Raw genomic sequence first — 24,851 nt, 5'->3', positions numbered from 1 at the left:
CCGGAGGGTCACGGTTGCGGCATCAGGCCCGCGACCGTCCTCTCCAGGAAGGGCAGGGCGCGCTGGCTCCACACGGCCAGGGCGATCGAGGCGGCCACCGCGGTCAGGGCGACCGGGCCCAGCGGGGTGCAGCCGAAGAAGCGGCTGACTCCCGGGGTCTCGACGAGCGCGAGCAGGACGGCGGCCGAGCCGAGGGAGGCGAGGCGGACCAGTGCGCTGTCCCGGCGGTCCAGCAGGGTCTGGATGAGCTGGGTGCCGACCACCGCGGTCAGCGCCATCGTGCTGGAGCGGCGGGGCGTGCCGGGGGTGCCGCGGCCGATCAGCCAGGCCAGGAGCGCGCCCGCGCTGGTGGTCAGCGCGCGGTGGCGGATCTGCTGGAGCAGGGGCGCGCCGAGCACGTCCGACGGCGAGCCGGGGACCCGCTGCTCCGCGGGCTTCTTCGGGGTGACCGCCACCGCCATCGCCGGGAACAGGTCGGTGAAGAGGTTGACCAACAGCATCTGACGGGTGGACAGCGGAGCGCGGCGGGACAGCAGGGTGCCGAGGATGCCGAAGCCGATCTCGCCCGCGTTGCCGCCGATGAGGATGGCGACGGCGTCCGCGACGCTGTGCCACAGCGCCCGGCCCTCCCGGACGGCGTCGATCAGCACCGTCAGGTCGTCGTCGGTGAGGACGAGGTCGGCGGCGTTGCGGGCGGCGGCGGAGCCGCGGGCGTTGATGCCCACGCCGATGTCGGCGGCGCGGATCGCCGCCGCGTCGTTGGCGCCGTCGCCGACCATGCCGACCACCCGGCCGGCGTCCCGCAACGCCTCGACGACCTGCAGCTTCTGCTCCGGTGCCACCCGGGCCACGACACCCGCGTCGCGCAGTTTCCGGGCTCTGCCCGACCGGTCGGCGCCGGCCAGGTCGTCGCCGGTCACCACGACGGTGTCGTCGGGCCAGCCCAGCTCGGCGGCGATCGACCGGGCGGTCTGCGGGTGGTCGCCGGTGAGCATCACCGGCCGGATGCCCTCCTCGTGCAGACTCCGCACCAGCGCCCTGGAGGTTTCGCGCGGGGTGTCGGCGAAGCCGAGCAGGCCGAGGAACTCCAGTTGTTCCAGCGGTGCTTCCACGATGTCGGGGGCCGTGCCGGCGTCGTCCGTGCGGCGTTGCGCGACGGCCAGGACGCGCAGGCCCTCGGCGGCCAGCGCCTGCGCGGTCTGTGTGGCGTGTCCGGCGGCGCCGGAACATGCGGGCAGTACGGTCTCCGGTGCTCCCTTCACCACCAGCAGGGGCGGTTCGTCGCCGGACCGGCCGACGGCCGCGGCGTATCCGCGGGCGGCCTCGAAGGGGAGTCCCTCCGACTGCTCCCACTCGGGATCGGGTTCGGCCGCGTCGAGGACCGCCGCGTCGGTGGCGTGCTCCGGCGGGCCGTCGCCGTCACCGAGCCGGGGGCAGGCCCGGGCCGCCGCCCGCAGGACTCCGGCGGCCGCCTCGGCGTCCGCGGCGTGGCTCTCCCCGTCGGCGTCGGCGACCTTCACCAGACGCAGCGTGTTCTCGGTGAGGGTGCCTGTCTTGTCGAAGCAGACGGTGTCCATCCGGCCGAGCGCCTCCAGCGCACGAGGTGCCCGGACCAGGACCCCGCCCCGGCTCAGCCGCCGGGCGGCGGCCAGCTGGGCCACCGTCGCCACCAGCGGCAGCCCCTCCGGCACGGCGGCGACACCGACGGCCACGCCGCCGCTCACCGCCTCCCGGATCGGGGTCCCGCGCAGCAGGGCGAGGCCGGTGATCGCGGCGCCGCCGCCGAGCGTCAACGGCAGTGCCCGCGCGGTGAGTTCGTGCAGCCGGGCCTGTATGCCGGCGGCCGGTGGCGTCCGTGCGGCGAGGTGGACGGCGCGGGCGGCCTCGGTGCGCTCGCCGGTGTCCACCACGACCGCCCGCGCATGTCCGGCGGCCACCGTCGTGCCCTCGAAGACCATGGAGTGCCGGTCGGCCACCGGCACGTGCGGGGTCGCGGCGGTGTGCTTCTCGGTCGGCACCGACTCCCCGGTGAGCGCGGACTCGTCGACCTCCAGGCCGTCCTCGGACAGCACCCTGGCGTCGGCCGGTACCACGTCGTCCGTGTGCAGGTCGATCACGTCGCCGGGCGCCAGGTGGGTCGCGTCGACGGTGTGGGTGTCCGGTTCCTCGGGTGCTTCGGCCACCCGGGCCTGCCGTTTCTGCTCGGCGAGCAGCCCGGACACGGCCTGTTCGGCCCGCAGCCGCTGGACCCCGCCGATCAGCGCGTTCAGGTCGAGCGCGCCGACCACCAGCAGGGCGTCCACGGCCGACCCGACGATCGCGGACGCGGCCGAGCCGACGGCCAGCACCGGCGTCAGCGGGTCGTCCAGCTCGCTCCGTACCGCCCGGGCGAGCCGAAGCGTCCACCGCACCGGCGTGAGCAGCGGGTTCCGGGACGGCTCGGTGTCCTGCTCCTGCTCCCGCTCGCCGGGGGGTTCCGTCTCGCGTTCGTGCTCCAGCCGCTCCAGGGTCTCCCGCGGGCCGAGTTCGTGCCAGTGCACCCGCGCCCTGGGCTGCGGGGCCTCGGCCTTCGCCACGCGCACGGCCGCCAGGGTCCCGGACAGCAGCGCGGTCGCGGCGGCGGCGTCCACCGGTGCGTGCCGCAGGCCGGGCAGTGCGATCCGTCCGCCGCCGCGCCCGCTCCCCGACTCGCCGACCGCCACCAGCAGCCCGGAGAGCGCGGCACCCGACCGGGCCAGGGTCTGCGAGCGCCGGCCCACCCGGCGTGCGGCCGGTATCGCGGTCAGCAGCCGCCACACGTCGGGCAGCCCGTGCAGGGCGAGGGCGTCGGCGCTCCAGACGACCGCGCTGCCGCCGTCGGTGAGCGCGAGCGCGATGTCACCGGCGAGCAGTCCGGCCAGCACTCCGTTGTCCTTGCCCGACCACAGCCGGGCCACCGTGATCACCGCGCCCGCGTCCTCGGGCAGGGAGCAGACGACGTCGTCCAACGGCCGCCGGGCGTCCACCACCTGGTCGGCGAGGCCGGTGAAGTCCTCCAGGGCCGGGTCCTCCATCAGCACCACCCGCAGCCCGGCGCGCCGGGCTGCGTCCAGCACCGGCTCGGTCCAGGGGTCGGGCTCCCCGTCGGCGGTGCACACCGCGCTCGGATGGAGCACGATCGTGCCGGTCAGTTCCAGCTGCCGCAGCCGCTCCGGATCGCGGACCAGCAGCCCCGACCGGGCCAGGACGGCGCCGAGCACCGCCTCGAACGCGGTCGGCCCGTACCGGGCGGCCTTGGGGGAGCCCGCGAGCACCGCCTCCGCCGCCTCGGTGACGTCGTGCTTGACCAGCAGGGTGGCCGCCGCGCCCAGCACACTGCCGGTGAAGGCGTGCGTGGCGTACTCCTGGGCCGGGGTGGCCCGCAGGGCCGGGCGCGGATGGCCGCCGTCGCCGACGCTCGGCCGGTCCGGGGTGCACAGCTCGTCGTGGAGGAGTTCGAAGGCGGCCGCCCGCGCCATGGTGTCGGCGAGTTGGCAGCCCCGCAGCCCCGCGTCGAGCAGCAGCGCGGCGGGTGTCTGCCCGGCGCCGTGGGCCGCGGCGTTCGCACAGGTCAGCACCAGGTCCATGGCGTCGGCGCCCAGGCGGGCGCGGATCATGCCGCGGACGCGGGGGTTCTCCCGGAGCACCGTCACCACCGCGGTCACCGCGCGCGGGGACGGCGGCAGCCCCAGCGCGTAGGCGGCGACGCCGACGCCGGTACCGACCAGATCGGCCGCGAGCGTCACCAGGGCGGCCCGGATGCCGTCCGGGTCGGCGGGATGGGTGATCTCCTCGGCGGCGTCGGGGTCGGCGACGAGACCGTGCCGGGCGGCGAGGTCGGCGGCGTGCCGTACGACGTCGTCGGTGACCGCCTCCTCGGCCGCGGCGACCACCAGGCGGCCCAGGCCCGCGTCCCAGTAGGCGAACAGGACGTCGGGGTGTTCCGTCAGCGCCTCGGCGACATGCCCGGCGATCCGCTGCAGACCGCCCGCGGCCCGCGCCTGACCGGGGTCGGCCGCGCGCAGCGCGAGGTGCGCTCGGGTGCCGGACCGCCACTGCCGCCCGTCGCCGAGGAGCGCGGCGCGGGCCGCCCGCGTCATACGGGCGGCCGTGTCCAGGCTCCTGACGCCGGCCCGCGCGGTTCCGGCCGCCGCCCCCGCGACCGCACCGACTCCCGGCGCGGCCGCCCGGGCCAGCAGGCGGGGCGCCTCGGACAGGACCGTCGGCAACCCGAACGCCATCGCGCGTCACTCCCGGTGCACTCAGCTGGTCGGCGGTGGTGGCGGATCGGCCAGCGGCGGGTCCTCGTCCCCGGGCGACGCTCCCGGAGTGGCGGGCGGCACCATCGGGTCGGTGAGCGGGGCGGCCGGACCGGCGGTGGGCTCGGCCGGTGTGACCGGTGCGGGCGGTGTGACCGGCGCGTCGGGTTCGGCGGGTGGGGCGGCGGGCGTCGGTGGTTCGGTGGCGGGTGTCGACGGTTCGGCGGTGCGTGCCGGCGGTTCGGTGGCGGGTGCCGACGGTGTTGCCGGACCCGCCGGTCGGGTCCAGGCGCCGCCCGGCAGTTCGTCCTCCAGCATCGGGCCCGGGGCGCCGGTGGCGGGCCCCTGCCGCGGTGTCGTCGCCGCATCGCCCATCGCCACGTAGGCGCCGTGGCCCGCATCGCCGGGCATGCCGCCGGTGGCTTCCGGCTGGACGGTCTCGCCGTCGTGGTGCGGACGGGGCTGGGTCAGCCAGGCCACCGCCGCGCCGGTCAGCGCGACGGGCCACTCGACCAGCCCGACCGCCCCCAGCACGCCGGCTCCGGCGTACACGGCCATCCGACGGCCACGGGGCGAGACGGCTCCGATCCTGTCCAGGGTTCCCTCGGCGGCCTTGCTCACCGCTTCGGCGCCGGGCACTCTGCGCACCGCCGAGGCCGCGCTCCGCAGGGGTGCGGTGAGGGCCGAGGACGGCTTCTGCTCAGCCATGACTACTCCTCGTCAGTGCTGGAACCACGCTTGCTGACTTGCTGAGTGCCCCCGGATGAGACGGTCATCCGGGATCTATCGGATATATCGAAAAGTCTTCGCCGCTGCGCACATGCCGTTCTCCGGGGCCGCCCATTGACCGGAGCGCGTCTGCATCCATAACCTCCATCTTCATATGTAGATATCGTTTCGCCAGTAAGGACGTTCGCCCATGAGTCAGCCCGTCGTCACCCGTTTCTCCGTGTATCCGGTGGCAGGCCGGGACTCCATGCTGCTCAACCTCTCCGGTGCGCACGCCCCGTACTTCACCCGCAACGTGGTGGTCGTCGAGGACTCCGAGGGCCGGACCGGTCTCGGTGAGGTGCCCGGCGGGGAGGCGATCACCCGGACCCTGCGGGACGCCGGGTCCCTGGTCGTCGGAGCCCGGCCGGGCGACTACAAGCGGGTGCTGCGGGCCATGGAGGAGGAGTTCGGAGGCCGGGACGCCGGAGGCCGCGGGGAGCAGACCTTCGACCTGCGCACCACCGTGCACGCCGTCACCGCCGTGGAGTCAGCGCTCCTCGACCTGCTCGGCCAGCACCTGGAGGTGCCGGTCGCCGCCCTGCTCGGCGACGGCAAGCAGCGCGACTCGGTACGCGTCCTCGGCTACCTCTTCTACGTCGGCGACCCCGACCGCACCGAGCTGGACTACCTCCGCGAACCCGACTCCGACGTGCCCTGGTACCGCATCCGCCGCGAGGAGGCTCTCACCCCGGAGGCGATCCTCCGGCAGGCGGAGGCGGCCTACGACCGCTACGGGTTCCGTGACTTCAAGCTCAAGGGCGGCGTGCTGGCGGGGGCCGAGGAGGTCAAGGCCGTCCGGGCGCTGAAGGACCGCTTCCCCGAGGCCCGGATCACCCTCGACCCCAACGGCGCCTGGTCGCTGCGCGAGGCCGTGGAGCTGTGCCGCCCGCTGCTCGGCACCCTCGCCTACGCCGAGGACCCCTGCGGGGCCGAGGGCGGCTACTCCGGGCGCGAGATCCTCGCCGAGTTCCGCCGGGCCACCGGGCTGCCCACCGCGACCAACATGATCGCCACCGACTGGCGGCAGCTCACCCACGCGCTCGCCCTGCAGTCCGTCTCGATCCCGCTCGCGGACCCGCACTTCTGGACCATGCAGGGGTCGGTGCGAGTGGCCCAGCTCTGCCACGAGACCGGGCTGACCTGGGGCTGCCACTCCAACAACCACTTCGACATCTCGCTCGCCATGATGGCCCACTGCGGTGCCGCGGCCCCCGGCGACTACAACGCCCTGGACACGCACTGGATCTGGCAGGAGGGACAGGAGCGGCTCACGGTCGAGCCGCCGAGGATTTCCGGCGGCGAGGTCGCCGTCACCGACGCCCCCGGCCTCGGCGTCCGCCTCGACATGGACCGGCTGCTCGCGGCCCACGCCCTCCACGAGGAGCACAACCTCGGCTCGGGCCGGGACGACGCGACCGGGATGCAGTACCTCGTGGAGGGCTGGGCCTTCGACGCCAAACGGCCCTGCCTGGTGCGGTGAGCCGTCAGGCGCCCTGCGCGGCCGAGGACTTCCCGGCCGTGGTGTGCCCGGCCGCCCGGAGCGTGAGCTGTTGCCGGGGGGCGCGCAGCAGGACCGCCGCGACCAGGGCGGCCAGCAGCGTCAGGCTCCCCGCCGTGATCAGGCACAGACGCATCCCGTCCAGGAAGGAGTCGCCGAGCGCGCCCATCGTCCGGCCGGTGCGGGCGCCCAGGTCCAGCCCGGCGACCGCGCCGAGGCCGTCGGTCCGTGCGGTCGTGACGACGTGGTCCTGCGCCGCGCCGGTGACGCCCGCGTCGGTGAGGTGACCGGGGAGCGCGTCGACGGCCCGGGTGGTGAGCAGCGCGCCCAGGACGGCCGGGCCGAGGGCGCCGCCGACCTGCCGGAACGCGTTGTTGCCGGCGGCGGCCATGCCGGCCAGGTGGTACGGCACCGAGGCCACCGCGGTCGCGGTCATCGCCGTCATGACGAAGCCCATGCCGAGGCCCAGCAGGGCGAGCCGCCAGGCCGCCGAGCCGAACGAGGTGTCGGCGGTCAGACCGGTCAGCGCGAACAGGGCGGCAGTGACCACGAGCAGACCACCGGTGATCATCACCCGAGCCGATATGCGGTGCATCAGCCGGCCCCCCGGGCCGCCGACCAGCAGGGCCGCCCCGGTGACCATCAGCAGCCGCCACCCGGCCTCCATGGTGTCGAGCCGCTGCACCATGCCGAAGTAGAGGCTGAGCACGAAGAAGAACCCGATCAACGCCAGGAAGCTGGTCATCGCGACCAGAGTGGTGGCGGTGAACACGGGCTGCGGAACAGGCTCAGGTCCAGCATCGGGCTGTCACTGCGCTGCTCCGCGAGCACGAACCCGGCACCGGCGACCACGGCCGTGAACAGCGCCACCATCACCTTGACGTCGGTGAACGAGCTCGCCCCGCCCTCGATCACTCCGTACACCAGGGCGGTGACCGCGAGCGTCGCGGTGAGCCGGCCGGGCCAGTCCAGACGGCGGCCGTGCGGTGCCCGCGAGTCGGTCAGCTGCCGGGCCGCGACGGCGACGGTCAGGAGCGCGACGGGAACGGTCGGCAGGTAGATCCAGCGCCAGGAGAAGTGCTGGACGATCACACCTCCACCGCGACGGACGTCCGCCCGCTGGGCGCGTAGCCGAACAGGACCGGGACCGCCCGCACGGCCGCCGCGGCGAGAGGTAGCGGGCCGGGCGAAGCCGCTTCCACCCGCTCTGCGATCATCCATTCCGGAATCGACGGAGGGCGCACACCGATGGTCACGACGTACGACGCGGAGCCCGGCCGGGGCTCGGACTTCGCGCAGCTGCTGCTCTCCAGCCACGAGCGGCTGACCGGCGCCCCCTTGTGTCCCAGGGTGTTCCCGGACGCCGATGAGGCGGCCCGGTGGCTCTACGAGGACGCGCCCTTCGGGTTGCTCGCGCACGACGCGGCGCCGGATCCGGTCTTCGTCTACGCGAACAGCACCGCCCAGCAGTGCTTCGAATACCCCTGGGAGGAGTTCGTAGGGCTCCCGTCCCGGCTGTCCGCCGATCCGGACGCGCAGGGCGACCGGGACGCCTTCGTGCGCTCGGTGACGACCCGGGGATACGCCTCCGGCTACCGGGGGCTGCGGATCGCCGGGTCCGGCCGGAGATTCTGGATAGAGGACGTCACCATGTGGAACCTCGTTGACGAGGACGGAACCTGCCATGGCCAGGCGGCCGTGTTCCGCTCGTGGAGCGAGATATGACGGGCCGTCGGAACCCGAGCGCCCGCGACGCGAGCCCGGTTCGGCAGGGGCTGCCCGGCCGGTCGCCGGACAGCCCCTGACGTGGACCGGGAGGTTGAGATTCCTCGCTTGAGCACGCTCATCTGCTCAGATGAGCGCACGCCCCGCTGACCGCCCAGGAAGAACGCCAAGGCCGCGGCGATCATGAACAGGATCGCGGACAGCGGGAGCCGAAGGGGCGAGGCCGGTGGGGCGGCGCTCGGGGGCGGCCGGGGGTCAGGCGGACTTGGTCAGGGTGCCGACGCTGTCCGCGGGCGCCTCCTGGTACAGCGCCGTCTGGTTCGCCACGGTGCCGGCGACAAGCAATAGCAGGCAGCCTGCCTATCTCTTCGCTGGTGATCCCGAGGAAGCGTGGAGAAGGGGGTGCGGGGCGCCGTAGGGCCGGGAAATGCCTTGTCGGAGGGGTGGGGGAGCGGGAGGCGGAGGTGGTGGCCGGTTTTCGGCCTTGCTCTCTGACTCTCCGTCAGTTCCCAGATTTCTTTCCGGCATCCCCCAGTCGCACCGGTAACAGTCGGGAACCGGCCCGCCCCGGGCCCAGGAGCCGCCCCCATTGTCTCCTCCCGCTTAGGAAGCCATGACTGCCACCCCCACATCCGTTCCCACGTTCGCCTTCCAGCGCCCCGCCGTCCTTTCGCCCGCCGGATCGGGTACCGCCACCGTCGACATCGTCATCCCGGTCTACAACGAGGAGCGCGCGCTCCCGGGCTGCCTGCGCACCCTGCACACCCGGCTCCGTGAGGACTTCCCCTTCCCGTGGCGCATCACGGTCGCGGACAACGCGAGCACGGACGGCACCCTCGCCGTGGCCCACGAGCTCGCCGACGAGCTGCCGGGCGTCGCCGTCGTCCACATGGACCGCAAGGGCCGTGGCCTGGCGCTGCGCACCGTGTGGGGCGCCAGCGAGGCGGACATCGTCGCGTACATGGACGTGGACCTCTCCACGGGCCTCGACGGCCTGCTGCCGCTGGTCGCACCGCTGGCCAGCGGCCACTCCGACATCGCGATCGGCAGCCGGCTGGCGCCGGGGGCGCGCACCGTGCGCGGACCCCGGCGCGAGTTCGTCTCCCGCTGCTACAACGCGATCATCCGGCTCACCCACGGCGTCAGGTTCACGGACGCGCAGTGCGGCTTCAAGGCCGCCCGCACCGAGGTGCTCGGCCCGCTCCTCGAGGCGACCCGGGACGACGCCTGGTTCTTCGACACCGAACTGCTGCTGCTCGCCGAGCACAACGGGCTGCGCATCCACGAGGTGCCGGTCGACTGGGTGGAGGACGTCGACACCCGGGTCGACGTGGTCGGCACCGCCAGTGACGACCTGCGCGGACTGTGGCGGATGGCCCGTGCCAAGGCCTCCGGGGCCGCGCGCGTCGAGCTCGCCCAGCGCCCCGCACCGGCCGCCGAGCACCCGGACGCCGTACTCGCCACCCCCTCCACCCGGCGCACCGTGCTGTCCTGGGAGGTCGGCTGCTTCGTCGCCATCGGCATCGCCTCCACCGTCGGCCAGGCGCTGCTCTACGCCCTGCTGCGCTCCTGGTGGTCACCGGCCCTGGCGAACCTGTTCTCCCTCCTGGTCCTGACCCTGCTGAACACCGAGGCCAACCGCCGCCTGACCTTCCGTCACACGACGGCCCGCGCGGGCCGCGCCCACCTCGGCGCCGGCCTCCTCTTCGTGCTCGGCTATCTCGTCACGTCACTCGCGGTGGTCCTCTTCAAGCAGGCCGAGCCCGCGGCCTCCACGGCGGCCGAGACGCTCGTCCTGACGGCCGCCTCCCTGGTGGTGACCGCCGTCCGGTTCGTCGTCCTGCGCACCGCCGTCTTCCGCAGCGCCGCCCACTGACCCCCGACGAGAGCGACTTCCCTCCCATGAACACATCCGCTCACACGGTGTCGACGCCCGCCACGGCCGCCGACCCCACCGCCGAGGACGGCGGGAGCCGCTCCTGGCCCGCCTGGGCGGCGCCGGCGGCACTCGGCGCGACCCTCGTCCTCGCCGCCGTCCTGTACGCCTGGTCGCTGAGTTCGCTCGGCTGGGGCAACAGCTACTACTCGGCGGCCGTGAAGTCGATGGGCCGGAACTGGACCAACTTCCTGTTCGGCTCCTTCGACCCGGCCGGCGTGGTCACCGTCGACAAGCCGCCGGCCGCACTGTGGCCCCAGGTGATCAGCACCAAGATCTTCGGCCTGCACGGCTGGGCGCTGATCCTGCCCCAGACGGTCGAGGGCGTGGCCGCGGTGTTCGTGCTGCACCGCACCGTGCGCCGCTGGGCGGGGGAGCGGGCCGCGCTGCTCGCCGCCCTGGTGCTCACGGTCACCCCGATCACGGTGGCCATCAACCGGGACAACAATCCGGACAGCCTGCTCGTGCTGCTGCTCGTATCGGCCGCCTACGCCCTCACCCGGGCCCTGCGCGCGGAGGGCAGGGCGGCGACGTACTGGCTGTGCGCGACCGGGTTCCTGATCGGCTGCGGGTTCCTCACCAAGATGCTCGCCGCCTGGATGGTCCTGCCCGCCTTCGCCGCCGCCTGGCTGATCGGTGCGGCCGGTACCTGGGCGGCGCGGCTGTGGCGGCTCGCGGCTGCCACGGGGGTGCTGCTCGTGTCGTCCATGTGGTGGGTCGTGATGGTGGCCCTGTGGCCCGGCGACCACCCGTACATCGGCGGCAGCGAGGACGGTTCGGCCTGGGACCTGATCATCGGCTACAACGGCTTCGGCCGGATCTTCGGTTCCAGCGGGGACACCTCCCAGGGCATCGGCGGTGCGTTCGGCGGCCAGGCCGGTGCCGGGCGCCTCTTCAACGACCAGGTGGCCGGGCAGGTCAGCTGGCTGCTGCCGGCGTGCGGCGTGCTGCTCGCCGTGGCGGTGGCAGCGGAGGTGCTCCGTCGCGGGGGACGCCTGGCCGCGACCGACCTGCTGCCGCTGTCGGGCTGGGTGCTGTGGGGCGGCTGGCTGGTGGTCTGCGCGGCGGTCTACAGCACCCAGGAAGGCATCTTCCACCCCTACTACACCACTCAACTCGCCCCGGCGATCGCCGCGTTGTGTGGTGGCGGCTTCGTCCTCCTGGCCCGGCTGCACCGCGGCGGGGTGCGCTGGGCGCCGGTGGCGGGGGCTGTCGCGGTCGCCGCCACGGTGATCTGGGCCGTCGTGGTCATCCGGCGTGACCCGGACTGGAACGGCTGGCTGGTCTGGCCGGTCCTGCTCGCGGGCGGTGCCGCCGTCGTCCTGCTGTTCCTGGTGCGGCGACGGAAGCGCCTGGTGCCCGCCACAGTGCCGGCGGCGGTCCTCGCGGTGCTGCTGGCGCCCGGGGCCTGGGCCGTGACCGAGGCCGGGGCCAAGGACCAGGGCATGGGGGGCACCAACCCGAGCGCCGGGCCCATGACCTCGATGTTCGGTGGCAAGGGTATGCCGGGCCGGGGCTCGGGCGGCGGGGTCGGAGGATCGGGGATGCCCTCGGGGATGCCGTCCGGCATGCCGGGGCTGTCCGGCGGAGGCACCGGTTCTGGTTCCGGAATGCCGTCGGCTATGCCGTCCGGGATGCCGACCGGCGGTTCGGCGGGCTCGGGTGGCTCCGCGGCGGGCCAGGGCATGCCGTCGATACCGGGCGGCTCGGGCAGCGAGACCGGCCGGATGGGCGGCGGCCTGGGCGGCGGCATGGGCGGTGTCCGGCTCACCGGCGAGCAGCGCAGGATCCTCGCCTACGCCGTCAAGAACGCGCCGAACGCACGGATCAAGCTGGCCGTGGCGAGCGGCGCCACGGGTGCCGCCGCGTTCATACTGGACAGCGACCGGACGGTGATCGGCATGGGCGGATTCACGGGCATGGACAACGTCCCGTCCACCGGCCGGCTGGAGAAGTGGACGAAGGACGGCGAACTGCGCTACGTGCTCGGCACCGACTCGGGGGCCGGTGGGATGACCGGGGGCCCGGGCGGAGCCAGTGGCGCCGGACAGCAGCGCACCCAGTGGATCGCGAAGAACTGCACCAAGGTCCCCGCCTCCGCGTACGGCGGCTCGTCGAGCACGAGCACCAGCGGCACCGCCGGCTTCGGCGGCGCCACCGTCCTGTACGACTGCGCGGCCGACCGGCACTGAGAGAAACGGAAGAACGCGCCATGACCCCGCCGTCCGCGACCGCGGAATCCAGGTACCGGCTCCTCGTCGTAGAGGACGAGCCCAGCATCCGCACGCTGCTGGAATCGACCCTCCGCCTCGCGGGCGGGTACGAGGTGAGCGGCGCGGACAGCGGCCAGTCCGCCCTGGTCGAGGTGGAGCGGGTGCAGCCGCATCTGATGCTCCTCGACGTCATGCTGCCGGACCTGGACGGCTTCGAGGTGACCCGCAGGCTGCGGGCGGCCGGGAACGACGTACCCGTGCTGTTCCTGACCGCCCGCACCGGGGTCGACGACCGCATCAAGGGCCTGGCGGCGGGTGGCGACGACTACGTGGCGAAGCCCTTCAACATCGAGGAGGTCCTGCTCCGCATCGAGGCCATCCTGCGCCGCACCGCCGGCGACCCCGAGCCGCCCGCGCCCGTCGGCGTGCTGCGCTACGCCGACGTCGAACTCGACGAGCTCGCCCACGAGGTGCACCGCGCCGGGCAGTACGTCGCCCTCTCTCCCACGGAGTTCCGGCTCCTGCGCTACCTCCTGGTCAACGCCGGGCAGGTGGTGAGCAAGACCCAGATCGTCGACCACGTCTGGAGCTACGACTTCGCGGGGGACCAGCGCATCATCGAGACGTACGTGAAGTACCTGCGCCGCAAGATCGACCGGTTCGACCCGCCGTTGATCCACACGGTCCGCGGTATCGGCTACTGCCTACGGCTGCCCCGTGACCACCAGGAGGCGTCCGAGTCGTGAGACGCCGTCTCGCCGCCGCGCTCAAGTCGCTGCGCGGCCGGCTCATCATCGGCGTCACCCTGCTGGCCACGGCCGCGGTGCTCGCCTCCCAGCTGGCCGGCTTCTTCGTCCTGCGCACCTGGCTGCTGGACCGCGTCGACCAGCAGCTGACCAGCTTCCAGCCGCCGTCCCCGGCGTTCCTGGAGGCACTGCGCAAGTCCAACGTGAAACAGACACAGCAGACGGCGCTCCCGTCGGACTTCCGGGTCTACGTCTACGACGCGGAAAGCCACCTCATGAAGACGACGCTGGGCTCGAAGGACAAGCCCGGCCCCCGGCTGCCGGACTCCGTGCGGAACCTGGAGCTGCGGGAGGGCCGGCCCGCGACCGTTCCCGCCGTCTCCGGGGGCGGGCACTGGCGCGTGGTCCTGCGGAACGGGGACGACGGCACGAAGATCGTGATCGCCCTGCCGCTCGACACGGTCGACGGCGCCATGTCGAAACTCCTCTGGGCGGACGTCGTCCTGCTCGCCGTCACGGTCGCGGCCCTGCTCGCCCTGAGTCGTTCCGTCGTACGGCTGGGGTTGCTGCCGCTGACCCGGATGGAGCGCACCGCGGCCGACATCACCGAGAGCCGGGCGGACCTGCGGCTGCCCGACACCGACCCGCACACCGAGATCGGCCGGCTCGGACGGGTGCTGAACTCGATGCTGGACCGGCTCCAGCGGGCGCTGGCGGAACGCGAGGCCTCCGAGGCCCGGCTGCGCCGCTTCGTCGCCGACGCCGGCCACGAACTGCGCACCCCGCTCACCTCGATCCAGGGGTACGCCCAGCTCGCGCTGCGTCCCGAGCGCCGCTCGGCGGAGGAGGAGCGGCAGGCGCAGCGGCTGATCGTGCAGAACGCCGAGCGCATGGGTCTCCTCGTCGACGACCTGCAACTGCTCGCCACCCTCGACAAGGAGCCGGCGTACCAGTCGGAGCCGGTCGACCTGCTGTCGCTGGCGGCCGACGCGGTGAGCGGCGCCGCCGTGCACGGCCGGGGGCATCCGACCGACCTGGGTCCGCTGTGCGGCGACGGGGAGGACGGCGGGGAGCTGGACATCGTCCCGGCCGTGGGCGATCCGCACCGGCTGCGGCAGATCGTGGAGAACCTGCTGTCGAACGCCCGTACCCACACCCCGCCGAACACCCCGGTGCACGTCCGGGTCGGCGTCACCTCGGCCGGCTTCCGGACCGGCGGCACCAACCGCCCGGGACGCTACTCGGCCTCCGCTCCGCTGTCCCCGGGATCGGCGGTGGCCGTCCTGGAGGTCGCCGACGAGGGCCCCGGCCTCGCCGCGTCCGACGCCGAGCACGTCTTCGAGCGCTTCTACCGCGCCGACCCGTCCCGGTCCCGCGCCCATGGCGGCAGCGGCCTCGGCCTGGCGATCGCGGCGACCATCGCCGAGGGCCATCGCGGCCGTCTCGAACTCGACACGGCCCCCGGCCGGGGCTGCACGTTCCGGCTGGTCCTGCCGGCGGCGGACTGACCGCATCCTGCCGGCGGCGGGCTGACCGCACCGCGTCCGGTCAGCCGCTGCCGGAGCCGCCGCCCGACGCGAACGAGATCGTGCCCTGGGCGACGGCGCACACGCTCTCGCCGCCGTCGGCGCCGACGTTGGCCACCTCGCAGCGGCAGACGGCGAGCGAGCGGCCGGCCCGCACCACCCGGGCCCGGGCGCGCAGGAGTTCGCCGTCCGCCGGGCGCACGTAGTCGATGGTGAACCCGGCTGTCAGGGGCCGGCTCCCCGGCCCGGTACCGGCCGCGAACGCCATCGCGTTCTCCGCCACGTAGGCGAGCACCCCGCCGTGGACGTATCCGTACTGCTGGCGCAGTTCCGCGCGGTTGTCCAGTTCCAGCGTCGCCCCGCCGTCGCCGAAGGCCACCAGCCGGGTGCCGACCAGGACGCTGAAGGGCTGGGCCGCCAGGATCTTCCGGGCGGAGGCCAGATCGGGCGTGTCGGTCACACTCGCCACCCCACACCGGGTCGATTCACTAGTGAAGTGAGAATGGCGCCCGACCGGCTGCTCTGTCAAGATTCCGCCCATGCCCGAGCCCGACCAGCGCCTCTTCTTCCTGCTGCAACGCGCCGCCCACCAGCTGCGCACCACCGCCGACCGGCGGCTGCTGTCCGCCGCCGGGATCACCACCGCCCAACTCGGCGCACTGCTCGCGGTGAGCGACGAGCCGGGGATCACCCAGCAGCGGCTGGCCCAGGTCCTCCAGCAGCGCGAGTCCGGCATCACCGCGCTGGTCCGGCGGCTCACGGAGGCCGGCCTCGTCACCCGGCACCGGCACCCGAGCGAACACCGCGCGGTCGTACTCGAACTGACCGAGCGCGGCGCCGGTGCGCTCGCCCTGGCGCGGCCGGAGATCGACGGCTTCAACGCCGAGCTGCGCGCCCTGCTCGGCGCCGACGGCTTCACCGAGACGGCCGCGGCTCTGCACCGCCTGGCGCACTGGGAGCCCTGAGCGGGTCAGCGGTCGCGGCGTGCCCTGCGGGCCTCCAGCAGCAGCGGCAGCAGGGACAGCACGACGATCGCGCCGACCAGCGGCAGCAGATAGCGGTCGATGTGGGAGACCGAGGAGCCCAGGGCGTACCCGGCGAGGACGAAGGTCTGGGACCACAGGACTCCGCCGACGGCCTGCCAGACGGTGAACGGCCGTACCGGCACCCCGAGCGCCCCGGCCGCCGGGTGCAGCACCGACCGGAGCATCGGCACGAAACGGCCGATCACCAGCGCCTTCCCGTACCCGTAGCGGGCGAGCAGCTGCTCGGCCCGGGCGGCGCCCTCCCGCACCCGCGGCCGGGAGGCGCGGGCCAGCAGCGGCCGCCCGCCGTGCCGGCCGATCAGATAGCCGACCTGCCCGCCCGCCACCGCGCCGACGGCCGCGCACACCAGCACCTGCCACAGCTCCAGCCGGGGCGCCCGGTCCGCGTTCGCCGCGCACAGCACCCCGGCCGGGAACAGCAGCGTGTCACCCGGCAGGAAGAAGCCGACGACCAGCAGCCCCGACTCGGCGAAGATCACCGCAAGGACACCCAGCGCGCCGAAGGCAGCGAGCAGCGAGCCGCTGTCCGTCGGATTGACGGCGATCACCACGCTCGCCTCCCCGTGCCGCTCGCCGGCCGTCTCCCTCAAGTGTGGCGTGACGGCGGCCGGGGACCCGCCCGCAACACCGCGCGCCCGGACGCCTCCCGACGGCGACCGGGAATCGTGCGATCCGCACACGGACCGGGATACGGCCGGGGAGACGGCCCGGGATACGGCCCGGGAAGTCGTCGGCCCCTGGGGCGGCGCCCCGCGCCGGGCCCGCTTCCGCCGGGACCGGAAGGCGGGACCGGGCGGCTCATCTGCCCCAGATCCTCCGGTAGGCCTCCCGGTAGCCCGGTGGGTCCCAGGTCGTGGCACCGGCGCTGTTGGCGGCCGTCGAGACGTGGGTGGGGGCGACATACCCGCTGGCCGGACGGCCGGCGAAGGCGCGGTTGAACTCGTCCACGATCTGCCAGCCCTGCTGCGACAGCGGCTCGGGGACGGTGGCGGCCTGGTACTGCCCGCTGTCGATGCGCTGGAAGGCGGACGGGTCGCCGTCCCCGGCCCCGATGTTGAAGGGCGGTCCGGTCCCCTTGCGGCCGGCCGCGCGGAAGGCGGGGGCGGCGTCCGCGAAGTACAGGTCGTTGATGGCGACGGAATACGTCCACGTGTCCGGGAAGCGGGAGAGCAGGGCGGCGATCTCGCGCGGGGTGCGGCTGCTCGCGTCCGGGATCGGGATGTTCTCGGACGCGAGCAGCCGTACGCCGGCGCAGGTGGCGAGCTTCTCCCTGATCAGCTCGGACTTCGTGCGCGCGAACGGGACCGAGGCGTCGGTGAACAGGACGACCCCGGCCCGGCCGCCGGAGTGCGCGATGATCCACTGGGCGCTGATGCCGGCCACGTCCTCGACCCGGGTGGTGACGTTGGTGAAGAGCGGCGGCCGTCTGCTGGGGCCCGGGGCGACGACCGCGTGCCAGCCGACGAGCGGGATGCCGGCCGCGCGGGCCTCGGTGACCTGCTGCGTGGTCGAGCCCGGGTCGAAGCCGCCGATGACGATGCCCGAGGGCCGCAGGGCCACCGCCTCGCTCAGGGCCGCCTGGATGCCGGCGGGGCTGCCGCCTCCGTCGATCACCCGGACGTTCCAGCCGATGACGTGCGCGGCCTCCCGCAGGCCGCTCGCGGCGCCCGCGACGCCGGGATTGGTCATCGTCTGCGCGACGAAGACGACCGTCCTGCCGGACACCGCCGCGGGGCCGGTGGTCGGTCCGTTCCAGGCGGTGTCGGTCCGCTCCGCCCGTGCGACGGCGGCTCCGGCCGTGGCCTGGACGGCGGGGCAGCCGCCGGGACCGCTGGTGGAGACCGCGGGGCCGTTCGGCGAACCGCGCTGGCAGCCCGCCAGGGCGGCTGCCGCAATCAGCAGTGCGAGGGCGACGGACCTGGCCCGGCCGGGCCGGGGAGCGGTGGGGGTCATGGCGCGGTACCGGGGGTGCCGTCTCCGGAGGCCGCCGTCGGCGGGCGCGGCGCGTCGGCCGGTGCGTCGCGGGCCGCGTCGGCCCCGGTGCGCAGCCGGCGGGCGGAGTAGCCGGCCAGGCCCACGGCGAGCAGCAGCGTGCCGCCGTAGAACAGCGGGACCGTCCAGAAGTCGGCGCCGAGTTGTCCGATGCCGGTGAGGCCGACGGCGAGCACCGCGACGGCCACGAGCGTGCCGAGGGCGTTGGGACGCCCGGGCCTGATCGCGGTGGAGCCGAGGAGCGCGCCGACGAACGCGGGCAGCAGGTAGTCGAGACCGACGCTGGGATTGCCGATCTGCTGCTGGGCCGCCAGCAGCACCCCGGCGAAGCCCACGATCAGCCCCGAGGCGGTGAACGCGTAGACGGTGTACCTGCGGGTCGGAATGCCGACCAGTTCGGCGGCGCGCGGATTGGCACCGATGACGTAGAGGAACCGGCCGAGCGGCAGGCGCTCCAGCAGCACCCAGAGGACGACGGTGAGGGCGAGGACGTAGAACGCGGGCAGCGGCAGGCCGAGGAGCGTGGAGTCGTAGAGACCGGTGAATGCGGTCGGCAGACCGGCCGGGCCCGGGACGATCCGGCCGCCGCCGGTCACCCAGCCGGTCACGGCGTACAGCATGCTGCCGGTCCCGAGGGTGGCGATGAACGAGTCGATCCGGCCGAACTCGACGGCCACACCGTTGAGGACCCCCACCACCCCGCCCCCGGCGATCACCGCGAGGCAGGCCCAGGGCCAGGGCCAGCCGGCGCCGACGACGAGCTCCAGCACCATGACGTGGGCCAGGCCGAGACCGTAGCCGAGGGAGAGATCGAAGGAGCCGGTCACGATCGGGACCATGGCGGCGAGCGCGAGGACGGCCGGGATCGACTGGTTGGACAGGATCGCGTCGACGGTGTCCCGGGTGGGGAACGTGCGCGGCAGCGCGAGGGAGAAGACCACGACGAGGAGCGCGGTGAGGACCAGGAGACCGTAGGCGCCCGCGAGGTGCCGGGCCGGAGCCCGCCGCAGCGGCCGGGAGTGCGGGGAGGAGGGCGGGGGCGCGGCGGTCATGGGTCCGTGGTGGTTCCGGGGGCCGGCAGGGCCGAGGCCGCCCGGGCGAGCCCCGTGACCGTGAGGTCCGCTCCGCTCAGCTCCGTGGTCACGCGGCCGCGGACGAACACCAGGGCGCGCCGGCACACGCCCGCCACCTCCTCGAAGTCGCTCGAGACGAGCAGGACCGCGAGACCGCCGGCCAGCGCCTCGTCGAGCAGGCGGTGGACCGCGGCCTTGGCCCCGACGTCCACGCTCGCGGTCGGCTCCTCCAGGACCAGCAGCCGCAGGTCCGCGCCGAGCCAGCGGCCGATCAGGACCTTCTGCTGGTTGCCGCCGGACAGGGTGGCGAGGGGGGCCTCGCCGGCGCGCGGCCGCACGGCGAAGCGGTCGATCAGCTCCGCGGCGCGGGCGCGCTCGCGGCGGGGACCGATCCAGCGCAGCGCGGGCAGCCCGCCCGCCCGGGGATTGGCCAGCAGGTTCTCGCGCACGGTCAGTCCCAGGGCACAGCCCTCACGCTGTCTGTCGCCGGGCACCAGGCCGACCCCGGCCGCTACGGCGTCCGCGACCGTACGGGGCCGGTAGGGCCGGCCGCCCAGGAGCACCCGGCCGCCGAGGAAGGGCCGGTCGCCGGCCAGCGCGCGGCCCAGCTCCAGGTGCCCGGCGCCCGAGAGGCCGACCAGGCCCAGAGCCTCCCCGGCCCGCAGCTCCAGGGCGACCGCCGCCGTGCCGGCGGTCCGTGCGCGGTCGAGGACCAGGACGGCGGGGCCGCCCCCGCGGCCGGCGGCGGGGAGCGGGCGGGGCGCCTCCTCGCCGACGATGTCCTGGACCAGCCGGGCGGGGCTGTGGCCCGCCAGCGGGCCGTGGCTGACCAGCCGACCGTCGCGCAGCACGGCGAAGGCGTCGGCCACCTGGTACACCTCGTCCATGCGGTGGGTGACGTAGAGGATGCCGCGCCCCCGGTCCCGCAGGGCGTGCAGCGCGCGGAAGAGCCGGGCACAGTCCGCGGCGGGCAGGCGGGCGGTCGGCTCGTCGAGCACGACGATGCGCGCGCGGGCCGCCAGGGCCCGGCCGACGGCGACCAGCGAACGCTCGGCGGGACCGAGCCCGGCGACCCGCGTGTCCGGATCGAGGTGTCCGGCGACCGTCTCCAGGGCTTCGGCGCAGCGCTCCCGGGTCCGCCGCCAGGAGATCAGTCCGGCGCGGCGCGGATATCCGGTGGTCAGGGCGATGTTCTCGGCGACGGTCATCCACTCCACGAGGCCGAGGTCCTGGTGGATGAAGGACATGCTGCGGGCGGCGGCGCGACTGCCGAGCGGGTGCCCGGCCACCGTGACCGAGCCCGCGTCCGCGTGATGGACCCCCGCGAGCACCTTGATGAGCGTGGATTTCCCGGCACCGTTGGGGCCGAGCAGGGCCAGGACGCTGCCGGCCCGGACGTCGAGGTCGACCCCGTCCAGCGCGCGGGTCCCGCCGAACCGCTTGGTGAGCCCGCGGATCCGTACCAGGGGGTCGGGAGGGTCGTGCACGGACAGCTCCGGGGGTCGGCCTGACGTTTTCTTCTTCCCGACTCTCCCCGGTGATACTAGTGCGGCACATCGTGGCATTCGGGATTTGACGCCCGCATGCCGGATGCGCTGCCGGATGTGATGCCGGTGATGACACCAACGGGTCAGCCACGCGGCCGGACCGGCGGCCTCTCCTGGCCTCAGGCGGCGTCGAGCCCGCACTCGGCCCAGATGACCTTGCCCTGCCGGATGTAGCGGGTGCCCCAGCTCCGCGCCAGCTGGGCCACCAGGAACAGGCCGCGGCCACCCTCGTCGGTGGTGGCCGCCCGGCGCAGGTGCGGGGCGGTGTTGCTGCGGTCGGAGACCTCGCAGATCAGGGTCCGGTCGTGCAGCAGACGCACCCGCACGGGGCCGGAGCCGTGGCGGATGGCGTTGGTGACCAGTTCGCTGAGCACCAGCTCCGCGGCGAACCCGGCCTCCTCGATGCCCCAGTCGGCCAGCCGGCGCATCGCCGAGGAGCGGACCTCGCTGACGAGGGAGGGGTCGGCGGGCAGGTCCCAGGTGGCGATCCGGTCGGGGGCCAGGGCGTGGGTACGGGCGACGAGCAGGGCGATGTCGTCATGGGGGTGGACCGGGGCCACCGTGTCCAGAAGCGTCTCGCAGATCTCCTCGGGGGTGCGGTCCGGGTGGGCGAGGGCGCCGCGCAACCGGTCGAGGACCAGGTCCACGTCGCGGTTGCGCCCCTCGATGAGCCCGTTGGTGTAGAGGACCAGCCGGCTGTCCTCGGGGAGGTCGATGTCCACGGCCTCGAAGGGCAGGCCGCCGAGGCCCAGCGGCGGCCCGGCGGGCAGGTCCGGGAAGGAGACCGTGCCGTCGGGGCGGACGAGGGCGGGGGGAGGATGCCCGGCGCGGGCCATGGTGCACTGCTGCGTGGTCGGGTCGTAGACGGCGTACAGGCAGGTCGCGCCCAAGATGCCCGTCTCGCCCGCGGCGGGGGCCTCCCGGTCCAGGCGTCCCACCAGGTTGTCGAGGTGGGTGAGGACCTCGTCCGGGGAGAAGTCGAGTTCGGCGAAGCTGCGGGCGGCGGTGCGCAGCCGTCCCATGGTGGCGGCCGAGAGCATGCCGTGGCCCACGACGTCCCCGACCAGGAGGCCGACCCGGGTGCCGGAGAGGGGGATGACGTCGTACCAGTCCCCGCCCACGTCCGACTCGGCGGGCAGGTAGCGATGCGCCACGTCGACGGCGTCCTGGTCGGGCAGCCCCTGCGGGAGCAGGCTGCGCTGCAGGGTCAGGACCATGGTGCGCTCCCGCGTGTAGCGCCGGGCGTTGTCGATGGACAGGGCGGCGCGGGCGGCGAGTTCCTGGACGAGCGAGCGGTCGTCGTCGTCGAAGGGTGCGGGGTGCCGGCCACGGTAGAACGCGGCCACGCCGAGGATGACGCCGCGGGCCACCAGGGGGACGGCGATCAGCGAGTGGACGTGGGCCAGCATCATCTCGGTGCGCGGCGGGTCGTGGGCGAGCCAGCCCATGGCGGCCCTCAGGTCCGGTTCCAGCACGGCCCGCCCGTCGGCCAGGCAGCGCAGGTGCGGAGTGGCCGGGGCGTAGTCGACGCGCTTGCCGACCGGGTGGAACGGACAGTCGTCGGCGATGCCGTGGACCACCGTGCGGTGCAGGTCGGAGCAGGGGTCGGCGGCCTCCTCGCCCCGCAGTACGGCCTCGGGCAGGTCGATCGTGACATAGTCGGCCAGCCGCGGCACCGCTGTCTCGGCGAGTTCCTCGGCGGTACGCCGCACGTCCAGGGTGGTCCCGATGCGTGTGCTTGCGTCGGTCAGCAGCTCCAGGCGGCGACGCGCGGCGAGGGCGTACCGCCCCACATGCGGCTCTCCCACCAGCACGAGCCCTCTGGCCGGGGGCTCTGCCGGGGGCGGCGAGCCGCGACGACCGCCTGCCGCGACGCCGGGGCGGGCTCCCGCTCCGGAGCCGTCCGCCGTGCCGTCGCAGCCGCCTGGTGTGCCCTTGTCCCCGCCCGTCGCACTGCCCGGACCGCCCGCTGACGCGCCTTCGATGCCGAGGGTCTCGGCCTGGAGGGGGACGAGGCCGGGCGCGGCGGTTCCGGGTACGGAGCCGCGCGCCACCGCGACGGGGACGGCCGGGGCCGGCGGGACGGCGAGGACGACGGACGTCGTCTGGACGACGGTGGCGGGCACGGGGGACGCGGGTTCGACGGACGCGGCGGTGTCGCGGGCGAAGTCGGCGGGGACGAGGGTGGGGCGCCACGGCTCCTCGGCCGACCACGGGACGAGGAGGGGCTCGTGCGGTGCGGGGCCGGGCAGGAGGGCCTCGGTGACGAAGCCGTGCACGCCGGTGGCGGTCGTCATCGGACGGCTGACCAGCGTGACCCGCCGGCCGTCGGACAGGGCCACGTGGACGGCGGCCCGCTGCGCCCAGGAGATGAGCTCGACGGCCTTCTCCATGAGGACCGCCCGGTCGCAGGGGCGCATCCCGAGGGCCAGCTCACCGACCCCGAGGCTGTGGTGAGGCCCGGCGGCGGTCTCCGCGCCGGTGTCCAGGTACGCCCGCAGCAGGGCCCGCTCACGTTCGGAACTCTGTCCGAGCAGCCGCCTCTCGATGGCGTGCGCCGCCCGGCGTATCACGGTGGCCAGCGCCGGGTCCTCGGCGCTGCGCGGGTAGCCGAGGCACAGGACGCCCTCGATGCGGCCGCTGATCGGGTCGCGGACGGGCAGTGCCCGGCAGGCGTTGCCCTGCGCGCGCTCGGCGAAGTGCTCGGCGCCGTAGACCTGGACGAGCTGCCGCTCCGCCAGCGCGAGCCCGATCCCGTTGGTGCCGGCGTACTGCTCGGCGAACACGAACCCCGGGTCTCGCTGGAACGCCGGGAGGCTGCCGGCGAGGGAGCTCTCCCCGAAACGGCGCAGCAGCACGGTCCCGTTCGCGTCCGCTACGGAGATGTTCATCCTGCTGCCGGCGAACCAGGACTGCAGCCGGTCGAGCACCGGCACGGCCGCACGGACGATCCGGGCATCACGCTCGAAGTCGTCCCGGAAGGGGAGTCCGGGCTGGTCGGGGGAGAGGCCCAGGGCCCGGCAGCGCTGCCACGAGTGCGAGATGGGGGTGCGGACACCGGCCTCGACCGGCTCGCCCTGCAGGAAGCGCTCACGCGAACGGACGGGCCCTTTGCCGTCTGTCGCACGCCCCATCGTTGCCGCTCTCCCGCTGCCCCGAACCACGCTTCGCCTCATTCGCGCTTGCAGCGTCCGTGTCGCTACCACAAGGTCACTACCACACGTTTCACTACAACAATAGGGTAAACGTGTGATAACGGTCATTGCGTACCCGGCGTCACAGGACGGCGACCGGGTTGACCGGCGAGCCCGTCCCGCCCGGGATGTTCAGCGGTGCCACCACGAGCAGGAACTCGTACCGCCCCGCCCGGGCCGTCGCGGCCGACAGGGCCTCCAGGTCGAGGTTGTCCAGCAGCGGTACCCCCATCGCGGCCACGGCCAGGGCATGGACCGGTGAGTGCACACCGGCCACGGGGGAGGGCCGTACGTCGCTGTCGCCGTCACCGCCGAGCAGCGCGATGCCGCGCTCTGCCAGCAGTGGTACGGCGTCCACGTGGAAGCCCGCGCAGGCCGTGCCCGGGTCCCAGGCGCCGAGGTCCGCGCGACGGCGGGTCTGCCCGGAGCGCAGGAGTACCGCGTCGCCCTCGCCGATCCGCACGTCGAGTGCCTCTTCCGCGGCGACGACGTCCCACGCGTGCACCGCAAGCCCCGGCTCCAGCCAGCGGACCCCGAGGACGGCGGGGAGATCGAGGAGGACGCCCCGGGTGACGAGGGGGCCGAGCGCCGACACGGCTCCGAAACGGGCACCCGCCGCGCCGACGACGTCCCTCGCCGTGCGGCCGTCGTAGAGCTGTCCCCGGTAGGAGACGTGGCACAGGGCGTCGAGATGGGTGACGGCCTTGCCGTGGTAGTCGGCGGCGATGAAGTCCTTGTGGGTGGCCGGCTCCGGGCTCTCCACGTCGCCGAGGTCGGTCATGTGGTGCAGGGCGGGCCTGGGGTTGTCGGGGCCCGGCGCGGTGTTCCAGGGCAGCGCCAGGGGCACGACCCGGCCGGACCGCACGGCGCCCGTGGCCCGTCGTACCTGCTCCGCGGCCACCCGGTTCCAGGCGCCGCGGTCGGCCGGGGTCCAGCGGCCCCAGGTGCGGACCGCTTCGAAGAGCGCGTCGAAGTCACGGCGGGAGACGGCAGGCCCGTTCCGGGCACCGGTGGGACCGGGGTCCGGGCCGTCCGCGGGGCTCGCGCTCATCCGTACTCACCGTTCCCGGCGTCGGCACCCGGCCCCGGCAGCGGGGCGGCGCTCGACAGTCGTACATCGCCGCACGGGCCGGCAGCCGTACGCCGCCGCTACGCCGCCGCATGGGCCGGCGACGCCTCGTCGGCCCGTAGGCCCGGACTCCCAGCCTGGCACGCCCGGCGCCGGCGCGCCGGGTTCGCGCGTCCGGGGGCGGCACGGCGGGCAGAGCCGCAGGACGGACCGTAGATTGAGCATGGAGCCGTTGAGG

At 74.4% G+C, this 24,851-nt stretch carries 19 protein-coding genes; 7 read left to right on the top strand and 12 right to left on the bottom strand.

From position 1 onward, the window contains the following. Nucleotides 1-8: 8 nt before the first annotated feature. Complete coding sequence (locus tag ACFY0P_RS28475; RefSeq protein WP_388918938.1) at nucleotides 9-4,259, bottom strand: cation-translocating P-type ATPase; 4,251 nt, start codon at nucleotides 4,257-4,259, stop codon at nucleotides 9-11. Between the two features lie 21 nt (nucleotides 4,260-4,280). Beyond that, entirely contained in the window at nucleotides 4,281-4,985 is a 705-nt protein-coding gene (locus ACFY0P_RS28470) for a hypothetical protein (RefSeq protein ID WP_388918935.1), read from the bottom strand. A gap of 211 nt (nucleotides 4,986-5,196) precedes the next feature. Here ACFY0P_RS28470 and ACFY0P_RS28465 point away from each other — a divergent pair, with 211 nt between their 5' ends. Continuing rightward, nucleotides 5,197-6,528: an enolase C-terminal domain-like protein gene (locus tag ACFY0P_RS28465; RefSeq protein ID WP_388918932.1), complete on the top strand. Its 1,332-nt coding sequence runs from the start codon at nucleotides 5,197-5,199 to the stop codon at nucleotides 6,526-6,528. 4 nt (nucleotides 6,529-6,532) lie between these two features. Here the strand turns inward: ACFY0P_RS28465 and ACFY0P_RS28460 are convergent, their stop codons facing one another. From ACFY0P_RS28460 to ACFY0P_RS28450, 3 genes are read right to left on the bottom strand one after another with little or no spacing between them, the layout of a single operon-like run. Beyond that, on the bottom strand, nucleotides 6,533-7,291 hold the full coding sequence (locus ACFY0P_RS28460; RefSeq protein WP_388918929.1) for an MFS transporter: 759 nt from the start codon (nucleotides 7,289-7,291) through the stop codon (nucleotides 6,533-6,535). Continuing rightward, nucleotides 7,288-7,638, bottom strand: a complete 351-nt coding sequence (locus ACFY0P_RS28455) for a hypothetical protein (protein WP_388918926.1) — start codon at nucleotides 7,636-7,638, stop codon at nucleotides 7,288-7,290. The genes ACFY0P_RS28460 and ACFY0P_RS28455 overlap by 4 nt, the downstream gene beginning before the upstream one ends. Continuing rightward, nucleotides 7,635-7,763, bottom strand: a complete 129-nt coding sequence (locus tag ACFY0P_RS28450) for a hypothetical protein (RefSeq protein WP_388918923.1) — start codon at nucleotides 7,761-7,763, stop codon at nucleotides 7,635-7,637. Before ACFY0P_RS28450 ends, ACFY0P_RS28455 begins: the two co-directional genes overlap by 4 nt. Before the next feature lie 31 nt (nucleotides 7,764-7,794). Between ACFY0P_RS28450 and ACFY0P_RS28445 the strand changes: the two genes are divergently transcribed. The 5 genes from ACFY0P_RS28445 (at nucleotide 7,795) to ACFY0P_RS28425 (ending at nucleotide 14,674) form a co-directional block, all read left to right on the top strand. Further along, nucleotides 7,795-8,271 (top strand): MEKHLA domain-containing protein, encoded by a 477-nt coding sequence (locus ACFY0P_RS28445; RefSeq protein ID WP_388918920.1) that lies wholly within the window; start codon nucleotides 7,795-7,797, stop codon nucleotides 8,269-8,271. 613 nt (nucleotides 8,272-8,884) lie between these two features. After that, on the top strand, nucleotides 8,885-10,147 hold the full coding sequence (locus tag ACFY0P_RS28440) for a glycosyltransferase (RefSeq protein ID WP_388918917.1): 1,263 nt from the start codon (nucleotides 8,885-8,887) through the stop codon (nucleotides 10,145-10,147). A 26-nt stretch (nucleotides 10,148-10,173) separates the two neighbouring features. Beyond that, nucleotides 10,174-12,399 (top strand): ArnT family glycosyltransferase, encoded by a 2,226-nt coding sequence (locus ACFY0P_RS28435; protein ID WP_388918914.1) that lies wholly within the window; start codon nucleotides 10,174-10,176, stop codon nucleotides 12,397-12,399. Nucleotides 12,400-12,419: 20 nt separating this feature from the next. Then, entirely contained in the window at nucleotides 12,420-13,166 is a 747-nt protein-coding gene (locus ACFY0P_RS28430) for a response regulator transcription factor (RefSeq protein WP_388918911.1), read from the top strand. Further along, nucleotides 13,163-14,674 (top strand): sensor histidine kinase, encoded by a 1,512-nt coding sequence (locus ACFY0P_RS28425; RefSeq protein ID WP_388918908.1) that lies wholly within the window; start codon nucleotides 13,163-13,165, stop codon nucleotides 14,672-14,674. The genes ACFY0P_RS28430 and ACFY0P_RS28425 overlap by 4 nt, the downstream gene beginning before the upstream one ends. 40 nt (nucleotides 14,675-14,714) lie before the next feature. Here ACFY0P_RS28425 and ACFY0P_RS28420 read toward each other — a convergent pair whose 3' ends face one another. Beyond that, nucleotides 14,715-15,152 (bottom strand): PaaI family thioesterase, encoded by a 438-nt coding sequence (locus tag ACFY0P_RS28420; RefSeq protein ID WP_388918905.1) that lies wholly within the window; start codon nucleotides 15,150-15,152, stop codon nucleotides 14,715-14,717. 79 nt (nucleotides 15,153-15,231) lie between these two features. Between ACFY0P_RS28420 and ACFY0P_RS28415 the strand changes: the two genes are divergently transcribed. Next, nucleotides 15,232-15,657: a MarR family winged helix-turn-helix transcriptional regulator gene (locus ACFY0P_RS28415; RefSeq protein ID WP_388918902.1), complete on the top strand. Its 426-nt coding sequence runs from the start codon at nucleotides 15,232-15,234 to the stop codon at nucleotides 15,655-15,657. Between the two features lie 5 nt (nucleotides 15,658-15,662). Here ACFY0P_RS28415 and ACFY0P_RS28410 read toward each other — a convergent pair whose 3' ends face one another. The 6 genes from ACFY0P_RS28410 to ACFY0P_RS28385 form a co-directional block, all read right to left on the bottom strand. Continuing rightward, a complete protein-coding gene (locus ACFY0P_RS28410) occupies nucleotides 15,663-16,286 on the bottom strand; it encodes a DedA family protein (protein WP_388919080.1) in 624 nt (207 codons plus the stop codon). A 250-nt stretch (nucleotides 16,287-16,536) separates the two neighbouring features. Then, entirely contained in the window at nucleotides 16,537-17,691 is a 1,155-nt protein-coding gene (locus ACFY0P_RS28405; RefSeq protein ID WP_388918900.1) for a substrate-binding domain-containing protein, read from the bottom strand. Beyond that, nucleotides 17,688-18,782, bottom strand: coding sequence for an ABC transporter permease (locus ACFY0P_RS28400; RefSeq protein WP_388918897.1), 1,095 nt, complete (start codon nucleotides 18,780-18,782; stop codon nucleotides 17,688-17,690). Before ACFY0P_RS28400 ends, ACFY0P_RS28405 begins: the two co-directional genes overlap by 4 nt. Then, nucleotides 18,779-20,368 carry a sugar ABC transporter ATP-binding protein gene (locus ACFY0P_RS28395; RefSeq protein WP_388918894.1) on the bottom strand — a complete coding sequence of 530 codons (1,590 nt, stop codon included), beginning with the start codon at nucleotides 20,366-20,368 and terminating at the stop codon, nucleotides 18,779-18,781. The genes ACFY0P_RS28400 and ACFY0P_RS28395 overlap by 4 nt, the downstream gene beginning before the upstream one ends. Nucleotides 20,369-20,469: 101 nt before the next feature. After that, nucleotides 20,470-23,484 (bottom strand): SpoIIE family protein phosphatase, encoded by a 3,015-nt coding sequence (locus ACFY0P_RS28390; RefSeq protein ID WP_388918891.1) that lies wholly within the window; start codon nucleotides 23,482-23,484, stop codon nucleotides 20,470-20,472. Between the two features lie 142 nt (nucleotides 23,485-23,626). Further along, nucleotides 23,627-24,595 carry a cyclase family protein gene (locus ACFY0P_RS28385; RefSeq protein WP_388918888.1) on the bottom strand — a complete coding sequence of 323 codons (969 nt, stop codon included), beginning with the start codon at nucleotides 24,593-24,595 and terminating at the stop codon, nucleotides 23,627-23,629. Nucleotides 24,596-24,851: the final 256 nt, after the last annotated feature.

The organism is Streptomyces sp. NPDC001714 (assembly GCF_042892755.1).
Lineage (GTDB): Bacteria > Actinomycetota > Actinomycetes > Streptomycetales > Streptomycetaceae > Streptomyces.
This window is presented reverse-complemented; position numbering and strand designations above follow the sequence as displayed.

Bases quoted from the DNA above. Each gene is read 5' to 3' on its own strand.
- ACFY0P_RS28385 (WP_388918888.1), bottom strand. From the start codon at position 24,595: ATGAGCGCGAGCCCCGCGGACGGCCCGGACCCCGGTCCCACCGGTGCC.
- ACFY0P_RS28440 (WP_388918917.1), top strand. From the start codon at position 8,885: ATGACTGCCACCCCCACATCCGTTCCCACGTTCGCCTTCCAGCGCCCC.
- ACFY0P_RS28470 (WP_388918935.1), bottom strand. From the start codon at position 4,985: ATGGCTGAGCAGAAGCCGTCCTCGGCCCTCACCGCACCCCTGCGGAGC.
- ACFY0P_RS28430 (WP_388918911.1), top strand. From the start codon at position 12,420: ATGACCCCGCCGTCCGCGACCGCGGAATCCAGGTACCGGCTCCTCGTC.
- ACFY0P_RS28435 (WP_388918914.1), top strand. From the start codon at position 10,174: ATGAACACATCCGCTCACACGGTGTCGACGCCCGCCACGGCCGCCGAC.
- ACFY0P_RS28395 (WP_388918894.1), bottom strand. From the start codon at position 20,368: ATGCCACGATGTGCCGCACTAGTATCACCGGGGAGAGTCGGGAAGAAG.
- ACFY0P_RS28445 (WP_388918920.1), top strand. From the start codon at position 7,795: ATGGTCACGACGTACGACGCGGAGCCCGGCCGGGGCTCGGACTTCGCG.
- ACFY0P_RS28400 (WP_388918897.1), bottom strand. From the start codon at position 18,782: ATGACCGCCGCGCCCCCGCCCTCCTCCCCGCACTCCCGGCCGCTGCGG.
- ACFY0P_RS28475 (WP_388918938.1), bottom strand. From the start codon at position 4,259: ATGGCGTTCGGGTTGCCGACGGTCCTGTCCGAGGCGCCCCGCCTGCTG.
- ACFY0P_RS28450 (WP_388918923.1), bottom strand. From the start codon at position 7,763: ATGATCGCAGAGCGGGTGGAAGCGGCTTCGCCCGGCCCGCTACCTCTC.
- ACFY0P_RS28390 (WP_388918891.1), bottom strand. From the start codon at position 23,484: ATGGGGCGTGCGACAGACGGCAAAGGGCCCGTCCGTTCGCGTGAGCGC.
- ACFY0P_RS28405 (WP_388918900.1), bottom strand. From the start codon at position 17,691: ATGACCCCCACCGCTCCCCGGCCCGGCCGGGCCAGGTCCGTCGCCCTC.
- ACFY0P_RS28460 (WP_388918929.1), bottom strand. From the start codon at position 7,291: ATGACCAGCTTCCTGGCGTTGATCGGGTTCTTCTTCGTGCTCAGCCTC.
- ACFY0P_RS28465 (WP_388918932.1), top strand. From the start codon at position 5,197: ATGAGTCAGCCCGTCGTCACCCGTTTCTCCGTGTATCCGGTGGCAGGC.
- ACFY0P_RS28415 (WP_388918902.1), top strand. From the start codon at position 15,232: ATGCCCGAGCCCGACCAGCGCCTCTTCTTCCTGCTGCAACGCGCCGCC.